This window comes from Stenotrophomonas maltophilia group sp. SKK55 (genome assembly GCF_057179845.1).
On record NZ_JBXUHP010000005.1, the window covers coordinates 144,461 to 158,428 of the forward strand.

The window sequence follows — 13,968 nt, forward strand, 5'->3', positions numbered from 1 at the left end:
GCGGTGAAGCGGTCGGCCAGGCCGGCCGCTTTTCAGTCCGCGTACGGGTAGACCACCACCCGGTTGCGGCCCTGTTCCTTGGCCATGTACAGGGCCTTGTCGGCCAGCCGCAGCGCCTGCTCGGCATCGACATGGAAGCTGGGGAAGTGGGCCACGCCCAGTGACACGGTGATGGTGCCGACCGGCTCGAACGGATGATCGGCGATGTGCTGGCGCAGGCGCTCGCCGGCCTGGCGCGCAGAGTCGGTGCTGATGCCCGGCAACAGCAGCAGGAATTCCTCGCCACCGGCACGGCAGAGGATGTCGCTGTCGCGCGAGTAGCGGCGCATCTGGTCGGCGATATGGACGATGGCGGCGTCGCCGATGTCATGGCCGTGGCTGTCGTTGATCGATTTGAAGCGATCGATGTCCAGCGCCAGGATCGCGAACGGAATGCCCTGCACCTGCAATGCATCCAGCGCCTGCTGCAGGCCGCGGCGATTGAGCAGGCCGGTCAGCGGATCGGTACGGTTGGCGCGGCTGAGCGTGCCGATGCGGTCCTGCAGCGCGTTGAAGCTGTGCAGCACCGCCTGCTTGAGCTGGGCCACCTCGAAGTACCACGCGCGGATGCCGCTGACGTGGCTGATCGCGTTGCCGGTGTCCTCGCCACCCTGCACGTTCCGCGCCAGCTGCCACAGCGGCATCGAGATGCGACGGGCGAACCACCAGGTGACCAGCAGTGACAGCAGGCCGAGCGGGATCGCATTCCAGATCACCGCGGTCATCAACCGCGACAATGGCTGCAGCGTGGCCTCGGTCGGCCGCTGGGCGATGATGCCCCAGCCGGTGGCCGGTACCGGCGCATAGCCGGCCAGCATCGACACGCCCAGGTTGTTGCGGACCTGCTGCGCACCGCGTTCACCGCGCACGACTGCCTTCACCGCCGGGTTGCCGACCACGTAGTCGCCGACCCGCTTGCCATCGGCGTGGTACAGCAGGCGGCCATTGCGGTCCACCACGTACAGGTACGAGCCGTCGCGGTAGTAGTGCTTGCCCAGCAGCGTGTGCAGCGCACTGCGCTGGCGCAGGTACAGGGTGCCGCTGACGTAGCCGCGATAGCGGCCCTGGCGATCGAAGATCGGGTGCGACAGCGAGACCAGCAGCTTGCCGGTGGTCGACTGGTAGGGATCGCTGATCATCGGCTGGCGCGCGGCCAGTGCGGCGTTGTTGCCGGCGCTGTGCAGGATCTCGCCCTGCAGCTGCAGGGTCTGCGGCGAGGTGGCGATCACCAGGCCGTCGGCATCCACCACCAGCGAGGAGTTGAAGCTGTTGGTCTGCAGCTGCAGGCGGCTGGCCTCATCCTGCGCCTGTGCCGGATCGAGGTTGCTCTGGCCGAGCCGGGTGGCGGCGTAGGCCAGCTCCTGCTGCGCGGCCAGCAGGAAGTTCTGGGTGGTCTCGGCCAGCTTGGTGGCATAGACGCGGTTGGCTTCCAGGGTGTTGCCGACCAGCTGGTCGCGCTGCACGCGGTAACTGGCCAGCAGGGTATTGGCCAGGGCGATGATGGCGCTGAGCAGGGCCAGGGCGAGGATCAGCTTGCCCAGGTTGAGGCGGGTGGACAGCGTTCGCATGCGTCGACGGATCCGGCAGGAGGCTGGACCCGACCGGTTCTCCGGAAGGGGCGACAGCGGGAATCGGTGGCCACGCCCTTGGGGCCGGGCAGGGTATGGGGCGAATTATCGCCAAAAGTCAGCGGCGGCAAAGTGAAGCAGGTCGCCCTGCAGGCAAAAAAAAACCTGCCGCAGCGGGCGGCAGGTTCTTTTCGATGCAATGGCGCGGATCAGCGCTTCATCGAACCGAAGAACTCGTCGTTGGACTTGGTGTTCTTCATCTTGTCCAGCAGGAATTCCATCGCGGCCATTTCATCCATCGGATGCAGCAGCTTGCGCAGGATCCAGATCTTCTGCAGCAGTTCCGGTTCGATCAGCAGGTCTTCGCGGCGGGTACCGGAACGGTTGATGTCGATGGCCGGGAACACGCGCTTTTCAGCGATACGACGGCTCAGGTGCACTTCGCTGTTGCCGGTGCCCTTGAACTCTTCGTAGATCACCTCGTCCATCTTCGAGCCGGTGTCGACCAGCGCGGTGGCGATGATGGTCAGGCTGCCGCCTTCCTCCACGTTGCGCGCGGCACCGAAGAAGCGCTTCGGGCGGTGCAGGGCGTTGGCGTCCACGCCACCGGTCAGCACCTTGCCCGAGCTCGGCACCACGTTGTTGTAGGCGCGGGCCAGGCGGGTGATCGAGTCGAGCAGGATCACCACATCCTTCTTGTGCTCGACCAGACGCTTGGCGCGCTCGATGACCATTTCGGCCACCTGCACGTGGCGCGCGGCCGGCTCGTCGAAGGTCGAGCTGATGACCTCGCCGCGCACCGTGCGCTGCATTTCGGTCACTTCTTCCGGGCGCTCGTCGATCAGCAGCACGATCAGGTGCACGTCCGGATGGTTGGTGGTGATGGCGGTGGCGACCTGCTGCATCATCATCGTCTTGCCGGCCTTGGGCTGCGACACGATGAGCGAGCGCTGGCCCTTGCCCTGCGGCGCCATCAGGTCGAGGATGCGGCCGGTGATGTCTTCCGACGAACCGTTGCCACGCTCCAGGGTGAAGCGGCGGCGCGGGAACAGTGCGGTCAGGTTCTCGAACAGCACCTTGTTCTTCGACGCTTCGATCGGCTCGCCGTTGATGGTGTCGACGATGTTCAGCGCGAAGTAGCGCTCGCCGTCCTTCGGGAAGCGGATGCGGCCGGAGATGTGGTCGCCGGTGCGCAGGTTGAAGCGGCGGATCTGGCTGGGCGAGATGTAGGTGTCGTCCGGGCCGGCCAGGTAGCTGGCTTCGGCCGCGCGCAGGAAACCGAAGCCATCCGGCAGGATTTCCAGCACACCATCGGCGGCGACGCCGTCACCGTGGCGGGTCAGCACCTTCAGCAGGGCGAAGATCACGTCCTGCTTGCGGGCACGGGCCACGCCTTCGGAGATCTGCAGCTGTTCGGCGATTTCCAGCAGCTTCTGTGCCGGCATGCGCTTGAGGTCGCTCAGCGAGTAGACCGGGAAGCCCTCGGGCACGTTGGCGTGCGGGCGCGGCACGAACGGCTGCTGTTCGCCGCCGTCATTGGACATGCCATCGTCGCGGAAGCGGTTGTTGCGGTCACGGTCGCGGCGGTTGCGGAAGCGGTCGCGGCGGTTGCCCTGACCTTGCCCCTGGCCCTGCTGGCCGCTCTGGTTGTACGGGTTCTGGCCCTGGTTCTGGCCCCCCCCCTGGTGATTCTGCTGCCGCGGCTGGCCGGATTCGCGGCCCTCGCCACCCTCGCCACCGCCACTGCTGGCGGGGGCCTCGGCGGCGGGCGCGCTCGGCGCAGGTGCTTCGGGCGCGGCGGCCAGCGGCAGGGTCGGCTGCGCCGGAGCGGCGCTGGTTTCTGCGGCTGCCGGGGCGGCGGCCTTGCTCACGCGGGGCTTGCGCACGCGCTTTTCGGCGGGCGCATCAGCGCTGCCGGTTTCGGAAGTGTTATCGGACAAGAGCGTTATTCCTCGCTTGAAGGTGCGAGCGCCCGGCTGGGGCGGCGAACGTTGGGAATGGGTCTGGAAGAAACTGCGTCCAGAGGGTGCGGCACGCGAACGCGGCCGGATATGCCGACACTATCATCGGCCTGCGGCGCCATGCAAGGGTCGCCGGGAACAGCATTCATCATGGGCGTGGTGCGCCCGCCGGCAGCCGCGCTCGGCGGCTGCCGGAGACCGGCAGGATCAGGCCAGGGCCTTGTCCAGCAGGCCGGCCAGCTGGGCCTTGCCCACCGCACCGATCTGCTCGCCGACCTTCTCGCCATCCTTGAACACGACCAGGTACGGAATCGAACGCACGTGGTACTTCGCGGCCAGCGCACGGTTGTGGTCAACGTTGACCTTGGCGATCTTGGCGCGGCCCTGGTAGGCATCGGCCAGCTCGTCCAGCGCCGGGGCGATCATCTTGCAGGGGCCACACCACTCGGCCCAGAAATCGACCAGCACCGGTTCCTTGGAATTCAGCACTGCGCTATCAAAGTCGGCGTCGCCGACATGTACAACCTTGTCGCTCATCTTGGTTTCTCGTCTTGGATTGCACCCGGCCATGCCGGAGGTGGGTGAACTGGGCCTTGCCCGGTGGCGCGACCCTCGTCGTTGCCTCGCGGCGCACTGCCGCGGTGCGTTCGGCGGGATGCCTGGACGCTCACGGCCGGCAGTGTACCCCTATCGCGGGGCAGGGACAGGCGCCGTCTGGAACCCAGCGTATCGTGATCGCTTCGATGGCCGGTATGTGTCGGATTTCACTGTCTTCCTGAAGATGGGGCTGGCAGTGGGCGACACCAGCGCCTCCGTGCAAGCCGTTCAAGTCCGGTGTGGCTGGGTGAAGGTGGCGTCTCTGGGCGCCGTGAGACGCGGCATTCCGGTTTGCCTGCCCGAGTGCGTTAAACTGGGACATTGTGCGGCGCACGGACCGAGGGGTCCCGGCCTGCCAACCCGCCGCAGGGGCCGCAGTTTGCGACGGTTCCCCTAGACGCTGAAGTGCCAGCCGCCCCAAGGGCCGGCGGCCATACCAAGACGGACTCATGAGCGACAAACCGCTGACCGATTTGACCTTCTCCTCCTTCGAGCTGCACCCGGCCCTGCAGGCCGGCCTTGAAGGAGCCGGATTCACCCGCTGCACCCCGATCCAGGCGCTGACCCTGCCGGTCGCGCTGCCCGGTGGTGATGTTGCCGGCCAGGCCCAGACCGGTACCGGCAAGACCCTGGCCTTCCTGGTCGCTGTCGTGAACCGCCTGCTGACCCGTCCGGCGCTGGCCGACCGCAAGCCGGAAGACCCCCGCGCCCTGATCCTCGCCCCGACCCGCGAACTGGCCATCCAGATCCACAAGGATGCGGTGAAGTTCGGTTCCGACCTGGGCCTGCGTTTCGCGCTGGTCTACGGTGGCGTGGATTACGACAAGCAGCGCGAGCTGCTGCAGCAGGGCGTGGACGTGATCATCGCCACCCCGGGCCGCCTGATCGACTACGTCAAGCAGCACAAGGTGGTTTCGCTGCATGCCTGCGAGATCTGCGTGCTGGACGAAGCCGACCGCATGTTCGATCTGGGCTTCATCAAGGACATCCGCTTCCTGCTGCGCCGCATGCCGGAACGCACCATCCGCCAGACCCTGCTGTTCAGCGCCACCCTCAGCCATCGCGTGCTGGAGCTGGCCTACGAGCACATGAACGAGCCGCAGAAGCTGGTGGTCGAAGCCGAGACCATCACCGCTGCCCGCGTGCGCCAGCGCATCTACTTCCCGGCCGACGACGAGAAGATCCCGCTGCTGCTGGGCCTGCTGTCGCGCAGCGAAGGCGCGCGGACCATGGTGTTCGTCAACACCAAGGTGTTCGTCGAGCGCGTTGCCCGCTCGCTGGAAAAGGCCGGCTATCGCGTCGGCGTGCTGTCCGGCGACGTGCCGCAGAAGAAGCGCGAGAGTCTGCTCAACCGCTTCCAGAAGGGCCAGCTGGAAATCCTGGTGGCCACCGACGTCGCCGCGCGCGGCCTGCACATCGACGGCATCAAGTACGTCTACAACTACGACCTGCCGTTCGATGCCGAAGACTACGTACACCGCATCGGCCGTACCGCGCGCCTGGGCGAAGAGGGTGATGCGATCAGCTTCGCCTGCGAACGCTACGCGATGGGCCTGCCGGACATCGAGGCCTACATCGAGCAGAAGATTCCCTCCGAGCCGGTCACCAAGGAACTGCTGACCCCGCTGCCGCGCCCGGAACGCCCGGCCCCGGCTGCAGGCGAGGAAGGCGAGGACAACGAAAGCGTCGGCCAGATCTTCCGTGAAGCGCGCGAAGCCCGCGCCGCCGAGGAAGAGCGTCGGGGCGGTGGCCGCAGTGGCGGTCGTTCCGGCAGTGGTGGTGGTCGTGGTGGCCGTGACGGCGAGCGCAGCGGCGAACGCCGTTCGCGCGGCCCGCGCAAGCCGCGCGTGGAAGGCGAGCAGGCCGCAACTGCCCAGGTGGAAGGTGCTGAAGCCGCTGTCGCCCAGGCTCCGCACCCGCCGCGCCCGCCGCGTGCCGAAGGTGCGCCGGAAGGTGCGGTGGATGGCGAGCGCAAGCCGCGCAAGCGTCGTCGTCGTCGCCACGGCCGTCCGGTCGAAGGTGCCGAAGGCGTGCAGGCCACAGCCGGCAATGGCGCCAGCCCGGTCACCCCGGTGCAGGTGGTGGCCAAGCCGGTGCGCACCGCGGTCGATACCGGTGATTCGTTCCTGACCCGCATCGGCCGCAAGATCCGCCGGATGCTGTCGGGCAGCTGATCCAGTAGCACCCGGCCGTTGGTCGGGTGGCATTGCAGGGTAGTGCCGGCCGCTGGCCGGCATGCAGCGCAGTCGCCGGCCAGGAAACCCTGTCGCGTCTGACTCTGGCCGCGCCTGCCGGCCTGCAGCCAAGCTGATTCCTCCTGCATCCGGAGGAGTCACGCGATGGCATCCGTACCCTGTTACGACACATTCGATCTGCACTACGCACAGCACGTGGCGGCCTCTGCGTCCCGTCCGCTGGAACGCCGGACGCTGCTGGAGCTGGCCGGTCCATTGCAGGGGCGGGATGTCATCGACCTGGCCTGCGGCTCCGGTGACTTCGGCCGTCACCTTCTGCTTCACGGTGCACGAAGCGCCCTCGGCGTCGATCTGTCCGCAGCGATGATCGAACAGGCGCGCCAGCTTTCGGCGCAGGGTGGTGACGCCATGCAGTTCCTGCACGGCGATGCGACCCGGCTGGACCTGCCAGCCCGTTTTGATATTGCCGTGGCGGTCTGGCTGTTCAACCATGCCGATACGCTGCAGGAACTGGAGCGCATGTACCGGGCAGCAGCGAGCGTGCTCAAACCGGGCGGTCGGCTGCTGGGCATCGTCACCCATCCTGCCTTCCGGCTGGCCAACGGTGACTTTTCGCGTTACGGCGCGCGCATCGTCCGGCAGCAGGCCCGGAATGACCATCACCTGGTAGAGGTGGAGTTCGCCGGTGCGGCCGTGGCACGCGTCACCGACCATCAATGGCGTGCGGACCAGCATGAGCAGGCGGCAGCCCGCGCGGGGCTGCCCGGGCTGCAGTGGCGGGTGCCGGCGCCGACAGCGGCGGAGTGCCGGGGCCGGCCTCCCGGCTTCTGGGATGAATACCGGGACAACAACGCGCTGGTGGTACTGCACGCCCGCAGGGAGGGGTAGCGCCAGCGCAGGTCGGGCGGACGTAGCGGCGGATCGAAGATTCCGCCGGGCATGGCCCGGCGCTACCGATCCGTCGCGCCGGTCCTGCATAATCGGGGCATGAGTGTCCTGCGCTTCGACAATGTCAGCAAACAGTACGCCGGTGGCCACGAGGCACTGACCGATGTCAGCTTCGAGGTCGCGCCGGGCGAGATGCTGTTCGTCACCGGCCATTCCGGTGCGGGTAAAAGTACGCTGCTCAAGTTGATCCACCTCGACGAGCGGCCAAGCCGCGGCGCGGTGGTGTTCGACGAGCGCAACCTGCTGAAGGTGCGCGGCGGCGACGTGCCGCGCCACCGACGCGCGGTGGGGGCGGTCTACCAGGACCACCGCCTGCTGATGGACCGCTCGATTGCCGAGAACGTGGCGCTGCCGCTGATCCTGCGTGGTACCCGCCGTGGCGACATCAACAAGCGCGTGCGTTCAGTGCTCGAGCGCATGGGCCTGGGCCACCGCGAGAAGGCGCTGCCCTCGCAGCTGTCGGCCGGCGAGCAGCAGCGCGTCGGCATCGCCCGTGCCATCGTCGGCGAGCCCAAGCTGCTGGTGGCCGATGAACCAACCGGCAACCTCGACCCGACCCTGGCGGCGGAGATCATGGCCCTGTTCGCCGAGCTGCCCTCGCGCGGCACCAGCGTGCTGGTGGTCAGCCACGACCTGCCGCTGCTGCGCCGCATGCGCAAGCGCGTGCTGATCCTCGACCACGGCCGGCTGGTGGATGACATCTCGCCGCAGGACCTGGCGGAGTAACCGATGGCGAAGAACGAAAACAGCGAAGCCGCCGCCCCGTCGCGCGTGGGCGTCTGGTTCCAGCACCACGTGCACAGCGTGGTGTTCAGCCTGGGCCGCGCCTGCCGCAAGCCGTGGGCGACCCTGCTGACCGTGATGGTCATGGCGCTGGCGCTGGCGTTGCCGCTGGGGCTGTCGATCGCGCTGGACAACCTCAAGCAGTTCGCCGGCAGCGTGCAGCAGTCGCGCGACATCAACGTGTTCCTGAAGGGCAACGTCGATGGTCCCGGTGCGCTTCGCCTGGCCGGCCAGCTGCGCGACCGCGATGACGTGGCCGAGGTGAATGTGCGCACACCCGAGCAGGGCCTGCAGGAACTGCGCGATGCCGGCCTCGGTGAGGCGATCGATGCGCTCAACGACAATCCGTTGCCCTCGCTGCTGGTGATCACCCCGGGCCAGGGCAAGGATGACGCACGCCTGGCACGCGCGCTGGAAAGCCTGCCCGAGGCCGATCTGGTGCAGCACGATGCGCTGTGGCGCCAGCGCCTGGACGCCTGGCTGGCGTTCGGTGCACGTCTGGTGCAGGTGCTGTCGGTGCTGCTCGGCGTGGGTGCCGCGCTGGTGGTCGGCAACACCGTGCGCCTTGATATCCAGGCCCGTCGCGAAGAGATCGGCGTGCTGCAGCTGCTCGGCGCGAGCGATGGCTTCATCCGCCGCCCGTTCCTGTACCTGGGCGCGTGGTACGGGCTGGGCGCCGGCGCGGTAGCGCTGGCCCTGATCGGCGCCGCCGGTGCCGCCCTGCGCGTGCCGCTGGCCGAACTCTCGCGCAGCTACGGCAGCCCGTTCGTGCTGCATGGCCTGGACCTGCTGCACGGCGGCCTGGTCCTGGTCGGCACGCTGCTGCTGGGCTGGCTGGGCGCCTGGCTGGTGACCGGCCACTTCCTCCGCCAGACCCGTCCGACCGACACCTGAGACCGGCATGCAACCGCAAGCGCTGAAGCACCTTGAAGGGCCCGCGACGCGGGTGATGGTGGTCGATGGTTCGAAGCTGGTCCGCAAGCTGATCGCCGATGTCCTGCAGCGTGACCTGCCGGGCGTGGAGGTGATCGGCTGCGACAGCATCGAGGATGCGCAGCAGGCGCTGGCGCAGGGCCCGGTGGACCTGGTGACGACCTCGCTGACCCTGCGCGATGGCGACGGCCTGGCGCTGGCGCGGATGGTGCGCGAAGCCGCCGGCCAGGCCTATGTGCCGGTGATCGTTGTGTCCGGCGATGCCCAGCAGCACCTGGAGCAGCGTCGCTTCACCGAGTACGTCACCGACTATTTCGACAAGGCGCTGGGCCATGAGGCACTGGCGACCTTCATCCGTGGCTATGTGCAGCCGCAGACCATCCCCGGCGCCACCATCCTCTACATCGAGGACAGCCGGGTGGTGGCCGAGGCCACCAAGCGCATGCTTGAGCGGCAGCAGTTGAACGTACTGCACGTGGTCAGCGCCGAAGAGGCATTCACCCTGCTCACTGCCGAGTCGCTGGGCCGCAGCCGCCACCGCATCGACCTGGTGCTGACCGATGTCACCCTGAAGGGCGAACTGAGCGGGCGCGACGTGGTGCAGCGCGTGCGCGTGGACTTCGGTTACGGCAAGCGCCGCCTGCCGGTGCTGGTGATGACCGGTGACGGCAACCCGCACAACCAGACCGGGCTGCTGCAGTCCGGTGCCAATGACCTGGTGCTCAAGCCGATCGAAGAGCGGCTGCTGGTCACCAAGGTGCTGTTCCAGCTGCGCCTCGCGCGATTGAACGATGGACCCCTGATCCGATGATGGATGAAGTAGCCGACACCCCGACGATCCAGCTGGAACCGAGCTGGAAGCAGCATGTCGGCGATTACCTGCTGCAGCCGCAGATGCGCGAGCTGTCCAGCTTCCTGCGCCAGCGCAAGGCCAGTGGCGCGGCGGTGTTCCCGCCCGGCCCGCAGATCTTCGCCGCGTTCGACGCCACGCCGTTCGAGCAGGTGAAGGTGGTGATCCTCGGGCAGGACCCGTACCACGGCCGCGGCCAGGCGCATGGCCTGAGTTTCTCGGTGCCGCCGGGCGTGCCGGTGCCGCCGTCGCTGCTGAACATCTACAAGGAGATCGAGAGCGATCTCGGCATCCCGCGCCCGGACCACGGCTGCCTGATTCCGTGGGCGCAACGTGGGGTGCTGCTGCTCAATGCCGTGCTGACGGTGGAAGAGGGCAAGGCTGGTGCCCACCAGGGACGTGGCTGGGAGGGCTTCACCGATCACGTGGTGGACGTGCTCAACCGCGAACGCGAAGGCCTGGTGTTCATGCTGTGGGGCGCCTATGCGCAGCAGAAGGGCAAGGTCATCGACACCCGACGCCATCGCGTGCTGAAATCGCCGCACCCGTCGCCGCTGTCGGCCCATCGTGGCTTCCTCGGCTGCCGGCATTTCTCGATGGCCAACGAGTACCTGCAGCGTCGCGGCCAGGCCCCGATCGACTGGTCGCTGCCGCCGCGTTCGGCGCTTTGAGCACCGGCGGGCTGCCGGGCCTGAACACTGGGCAACGTCTTCGGCGCTGAATGGGCCTTCAGAACGGCCCGTTCAGCTCCGCTTGACTGAAATCGGCCGGTTTCCGCCCGGTAATTGCTTGAATTCCAAGGGATTGTGAATCCCGAAAAGCGTGCTCGCCACTGTCATCAAATCGCGCTACGGTAGGGCTCTGTTTGGGACCAGTGTTGCATCAATAGGATGCTGGAACTTTTTCCTCCTTTAGCAGTCCAAATCCCGGACTGCTAAGATGGGTGCCTATGAGCCAGAACACCTCTACTGCCCTTGTGGCAAACAATCTCCCGATTCCCAGTGCGCTCGGTTCGCTGGACGCCTACATCGGTGCCGTGCACCAGATCCCGGTGCTGTCGGTCGATGACGAACAGGACCTGGCCCGTCGCTTCCGCGACGGCAACGATCTGGACGCCGCCCGCGAGCTGGTGCATTCGCACCTGCGCTTCGTGGTGCACGTGGCCCGCGGCTACAACGGCTACGGCCTCGCGCTGGGCGACCTGATCCAGGAAGGCAACATCGGCCTGATGAAGGCGGTCAAGCGCTTCGACCCGGACATGGGCGTGCGCCTGGTCTCCTTCGCCGTGCACTGGATCCGTGCCGAAATGCACGAGTTCATCCTGAAGAACTGGCGCATCGTGAAGGTCGCCACCACCAAGGCGCAGCGCAAGCTGTTCTTCAACCTGCGCAAGTCGAAGACGCGCCTGGGCTGGATGAACGCGGCGGAAGTGAGCGCGGTGGCCAAGGACCTGAACGTGTCCGAGCGCGAGGTCATGGAAATGGAGTCGCGCCTGTCCGGTCGCGATATCGGTTTCGATGCGCCGACCGACGAGGACAACGAGCACGCTCCGCCGTCGCCGGCTGCGTTCCTGGTTGCCGATGACGAAGACCCGTCGATGGCCTACGAGCGCGAGGACAGCGAAGACAACCAGATGCAGCTGCTGCGCGAAGGCCTGGCCGAACTGGATGCGCGTTCGCGCGACATCATCCGTCGTCGCTGGCTGGATGCCGACAGCAAGGTGACGCTGCAGGAGCTGGCCGACGAGTATGGCGTGTCCGCCGAGCGCATCCGCCAGGTCGAGGCGAACGCGCTGAAGAAGATGAAGGCGCTCTTCACCGCGTAAGGCGGGATGGCGTTGAAGCAATGAAAAGGCCCGGGCACTGCCGGGCCTTTTTCGTTTGTGGGGCTTAGCCACGCATGGCGTGGCTCTACTCTGACGCCAGAGCGGTGATTGTGCCGACCGGGCCATGTGCTGGATGCTGATGTTCACGCCGTACCACGCAGTGGCACGGTATGATCATGCCACGCGTCTTCCGCACACGAAGTTTCAATCGCAGTATGCGCAGGACCACCTGTCCGACGCTGCGCTGTACCGGTCGGTACGTGAAATGGAAGCGGGTCTGGTGGATGCTGATCTTGGCGGCGGAATCTTCAAGAAGCGCGTTCCGTTGCCGGGGCGAGGAAAGCGTGGGAGCGTTCGAATCATCGTCGCCACACAGCGAGGCGGGCATTGGTTCTTCCTTTCCGGCTACGAGAAGAATGAACGTGCTGCGATCACGAATGCGGAACGGGATGCGCTGCAGTTGTACGCATCGGAGTTCCTGAGAATGAGTACGGCGCAGCTGAATCGCGCCGTGGAGTACGGGGATCTACAGGAGATCGGCCATGACGAAGACCCCTGAGCGACGGCGCGCGAAAAGTGCGCTTCTTGAAGCGGTGCATGATGCTGCTGTGAGTCTGCACGCGCATGGCTTCATCGATAAACGTCGGTTGAGCAGCTACGAAGCACTTTGCCTTGAGCCGGTCCCTGAGTACAGCAGTGCCCAGATCCGTGCCCTGCGTACGTCACTGCAGCTCAGTCAGCCGGTCTTTGCGGGGGTTCTCAATACCAGCGTTTCCACCGTACGCAGCTGGGAGCAGGGCGAAAAGAAACCCAGCGGACCGTCACTGAAGTTGCTTAACCTGATTGATCGGAAGGGTCTCGAAGCAGTCCTGTAGAGCAAAGGCCCGGCAATGCCGGGCCTTTGCTTTACCGTGGTATTCAATCCGCGCCATGCATGGGAGCGGGGGAGCCTCACCCCTCGCGTGCGATCGCGCGCCAGCCGATGTCGTTGCGGTGGAATTCGTTGGCCCAGGTCACCTTGGCCACGCCGGCATAGGCGTTGGCCTGCGCGTCGCGCACGCTGTCACCCAGCGCCGCCACGCACAGCACGCGGCCGCCGGCGCTGACCACCTGGCCCTGCGCGTCCAATGCCGTGCCGGCATGGAACACCTTGGCGCTGGCCGGCACGTCGCCCAGGCCGGAAATCACATCACCGGTGATCGGCGATTCCGGGTACGGCCGGGCGGCCATCACTACGCCCAGCGACGGGCGCGGGTCCCAGTGCGCCTGCACCTGTTCCAGCCGGCCGTCGATGGCCGCTTCGACCAGTTCGACCAGATCGGACTGCAGGCGCAACATCACCGGCTGGGTTTCCGGGTCGCCGAAGCGCACGTTGAATTCGATCACCTTCGGCGCGCCGCTGGCGTCGATCATCAGGCCCGCGTAGAGGAAACCGGTGAACGGGATGCCGTCGGCGATCATGCCCTGCACGGTCGGGTTCACCACTTCGCGCATCACGCGTGCATGCACCTCCGGCGTCACTACCGGCGCCGGCGAGTACGCGCCCATGCCACCCGTGTTGGGGCCGGTGTCGCCGTCGCCGACGCGCTTGTGGTCCTGCGAGGTGGCCATCGGCAGCGCATGCACGCCGTCCACCATCGAAATGAAGCTGGCTTCCTCGCCATCGAGGAATTCCTCGATCACCACGCGGGCGCCGGCATCGCCGAACGCGTTGCCGGAGAGCATGTCACGCACCGCGTCTTCGGCCTCGGCCAACGTCGTTGCGACGATCACGCCCTTGCCGGCGGCCAGGCCATCGGCCTTGACCACGATCGGTGCGCCCTTCTCGCAGATGTAGGCCAGGGCAGCGTCCACGTCGGTGTGCACGGCATAGAACGCGGTGGGGATGTTGTGGCGGGCCAGGAAATCCTTGGCGTAGGCCTTGCTGCCTTCCAGCTGCGCGGCGGCGGCGGTTGGCCCGAAGATGCGCAGGCCGGCGGCGCGGAAGCGGTCGACCACGCCGGCCACCAGCGGTACTTCCGGGCCGACCACGGTCAACGCCACGCCTTCAGCCTGGGCCAGCGCCAGCAGGCCGTCGATATCGGTCACCTTCACCGCCACGTTGCGGCACTTGTCTTCGCTGGCGGTACCGGCGTTGCCGGGCGCCACGATCACGTCGGTGACACGGGAGGACTGGGCCAGCTTCCATGCCAGGGCGTGTTCGCGGCCGCCGGAGCCGATGACGAGGATCTTCATGGGACAGGGTTCTCGGATACGGAAAAGAAAAGCC

Annotated in this window: 13 protein-coding genes; 9 read left to right on the plus strand and 4 right to left on the minus strand. The window is 66.8% G+C overall.

Going from position 1 to position 13,968, the window contains the following annotated elements; genetic code table 11:
• Positions 1-32: 32 nt before the first annotated feature.
• The 3 genes from AC2A1N_RS03670 to trxA form a co-directional block, all read right to left on the minus strand.
• Positions 33-1,607, minus strand: a complete 1,575-nt coding sequence (locus AC2A1N_RS03670; protein WP_484371513.1) for a sensor domain-containing diguanylate cyclase — start codon at positions 1,605-1,607, stop codon at positions 33-35.
• Between the two features lie 209 nt (positions 1,608-1,816).
• Positions 1,817-3,547 carry a transcription termination factor Rho gene (gene rho, locus AC2A1N_RS03675; protein ID WP_061478177.1) on the minus strand — a complete coding sequence of 577 codons (1,731 nt, stop codon included), beginning with the start codon at positions 3,545-3,547 and terminating at the stop codon, positions 1,817-1,819.
• A 228-nt stretch (positions 3,548-3,775) separates the two neighbouring features.
• Positions 3,776-4,105, minus strand: coding sequence for a thioredoxin (gene trxA, locus AC2A1N_RS03680; protein WP_005411275.1), 330 nt, complete (start codon positions 4,103-4,105; stop codon positions 3,776-3,778).
• Between the two features lie 509 nt (positions 4,106-4,614).
• Between trxA and rhlB the strand changes: the two genes are divergently transcribed.
• The 9 genes from rhlB to AC2A1N_RS03725 all read left to right on the plus strand — a co-directional run bounded on the left by rhlB (position 4,615) and on the right by AC2A1N_RS03725 (position 12,574).
• Entirely contained in the window at positions 4,615-6,339 is a 1,725-nt protein-coding gene (rhlB, locus tag AC2A1N_RS03685; RefSeq protein WP_061478176.1) for an ATP-dependent RNA helicase RhlB, read from the plus strand.
• A gap of 165 nt (positions 6,340-6,504) precedes the next feature.
• The gene (locus AC2A1N_RS03690; protein WP_061478175.1) at positions 6,505-7,248 is read left to right on the plus strand and encodes a class I SAM-dependent methyltransferase; all 744 of its coding nucleotides are present in this window, start codon (positions 6,505-6,507) and stop codon (positions 7,246-7,248) included.
• A 99-nt stretch (positions 7,249-7,347) separates the two neighbouring features.
• Positions 7,348-8,034 carry a cell division ATP-binding protein FtsE gene (gene ftsE, locus AC2A1N_RS03695; protein ID WP_005419728.1) on the plus strand — a complete coding sequence of 229 codons (687 nt, stop codon included), beginning with the start codon at positions 7,348-7,350 and terminating at the stop codon, positions 8,032-8,034.
• A 3-nt stretch (positions 8,035-8,037) separates the two neighbouring features.
• On the plus strand, positions 8,038-8,985 hold the full coding sequence (gene ftsX / locus AC2A1N_RS03700) for a permease-like cell division protein FtsX (RefSeq protein ID WP_061478174.1): 948 nt from the start codon (positions 8,038-8,040) through the stop codon (positions 8,983-8,985).
• A gap of 7 nt (positions 8,986-8,992) precedes the next feature.
• Positions 8,993-9,835, plus strand: coding sequence for a response regulator (locus tag AC2A1N_RS03705; protein ID WP_005411271.1), 843 nt, complete (start codon positions 8,993-8,995; stop codon positions 9,833-9,835).
• A complete protein-coding gene (gene ung, locus AC2A1N_RS03710; protein WP_005419723.1) occupies positions 9,832-10,545 on the plus strand; it encodes a uracil-DNA glycosylase in 714 nt (237 codons plus the stop codon). Before AC2A1N_RS03705 ends, ung begins: the two co-directional genes overlap by 4 nt.
• Positions 10,546-10,823: 278 nt before the next feature.
• Complete coding sequence (gene rpoH, locus AC2A1N_RS03715) at positions 10,824-11,699, plus strand: RNA polymerase sigma factor RpoH (protein ID WP_005411269.1); 876 nt, start codon at positions 10,824-10,826, stop codon at positions 11,697-11,699.
• A 139-nt stretch (positions 11,700-11,838) separates the two neighbouring features.
• Positions 11,839-12,258, plus strand: coding sequence for a type II toxin-antitoxin system RelE/ParE family toxin (locus AC2A1N_RS03720; protein WP_241776734.1), 420 nt, complete (start codon positions 11,839-11,841; stop codon positions 12,256-12,258).
• Positions 12,242-12,574: a helix-turn-helix domain-containing protein gene (locus AC2A1N_RS03725; RefSeq protein ID WP_019338970.1), complete on the plus strand. Its 333-nt coding sequence runs from the start codon at positions 12,242-12,244 to the stop codon at positions 12,572-12,574. Before AC2A1N_RS03720 ends, AC2A1N_RS03725 begins: the two co-directional genes overlap by 17 nt.
• Positions 12,575-12,650: 76 nt before the next feature.
• Here the strand turns inward: AC2A1N_RS03725 and purD are convergent, their stop codons facing one another.
• Positions 12,651-13,934, minus strand: a complete 1,284-nt coding sequence (purD, locus tag AC2A1N_RS03730; protein WP_061478173.1) for a phosphoribosylamine--glycine ligase — start codon at positions 13,932-13,934, stop codon at positions 12,651-12,653.
• Positions 13,935-13,968 lie beyond the last annotated feature (34 nt).

Excerpts from the sequence above, each read along its gene's own strand:
- AC2A1N_RS03720 (WP_241776734.1), top strand. The coding sequence starts at position 11,839 with ATGTTCACGCCGTACCACGCAGTGGCACGGTATGATCATGCCACGCGT.
- rpoH (WP_005411269.1), top strand. The coding sequence starts at position 10,824 with ATGAGCCAGAACACCTCTACTGCCCTTGTGGCAAACAATCTCCCGATT.
- rhlB (WP_061478176.1), top strand. The coding sequence starts at position 4,615 with ATGAGCGACAAACCGCTGACCGATTTGACCTTCTCCTCCTTCGAGCTG.
- AC2A1N_RS03690 (WP_061478175.1), top strand. The coding sequence starts at position 6,505 with ATGGCATCCGTACCCTGTTACGACACATTCGATCTGCACTACGCACAG.
- AC2A1N_RS03725 (WP_019338970.1), top strand. The coding sequence starts at position 12,242 with ATGACGAAGACCCCTGAGCGACGGCGCGCGAAAAGTGCGCTTCTTGAA.
- trxA (WP_005411275.1), bottom strand. The coding sequence starts at position 4,105 with ATGAGCGACAAGGTTGTACATGTCGGCGACGCCGACTTTGATAGCGCA.
- ung (WP_005419723.1), top strand. The coding sequence starts at position 9,832 with ATGATGGATGAAGTAGCCGACACCCCGACGATCCAGCTGGAACCGAGC.
- AC2A1N_RS03670 (WP_484371513.1), bottom strand. The coding sequence starts at position 1,607 with ATGCGAACGCTGTCCACCCGCCTCAACCTGGGCAAGCTGATCCTCGCC.
- purD (WP_061478173.1), bottom strand. The coding sequence starts at position 13,934 with ATGAAGATCCTCGTCATCGGCTCCGGCGGCCGCGAACACGCCCTGGCA.
- ftsE (WP_005419728.1), top strand. The coding sequence starts at position 7,348 with ATGAGTGTCCTGCGCTTCGACAATGTCAGCAAACAGTACGCCGGTGGC.
- ftsX (WP_061478174.1), top strand. The coding sequence starts at position 8,038 with ATGGCGAAGAACGAAAACAGCGAAGCCGCCGCCCCGTCGCGCGTGGGC.
- AC2A1N_RS03705 (WP_005411271.1), top strand. The coding sequence starts at position 8,993 with ATGCAACCGCAAGCGCTGAAGCACCTTGAAGGGCCCGCGACGCGGGTG.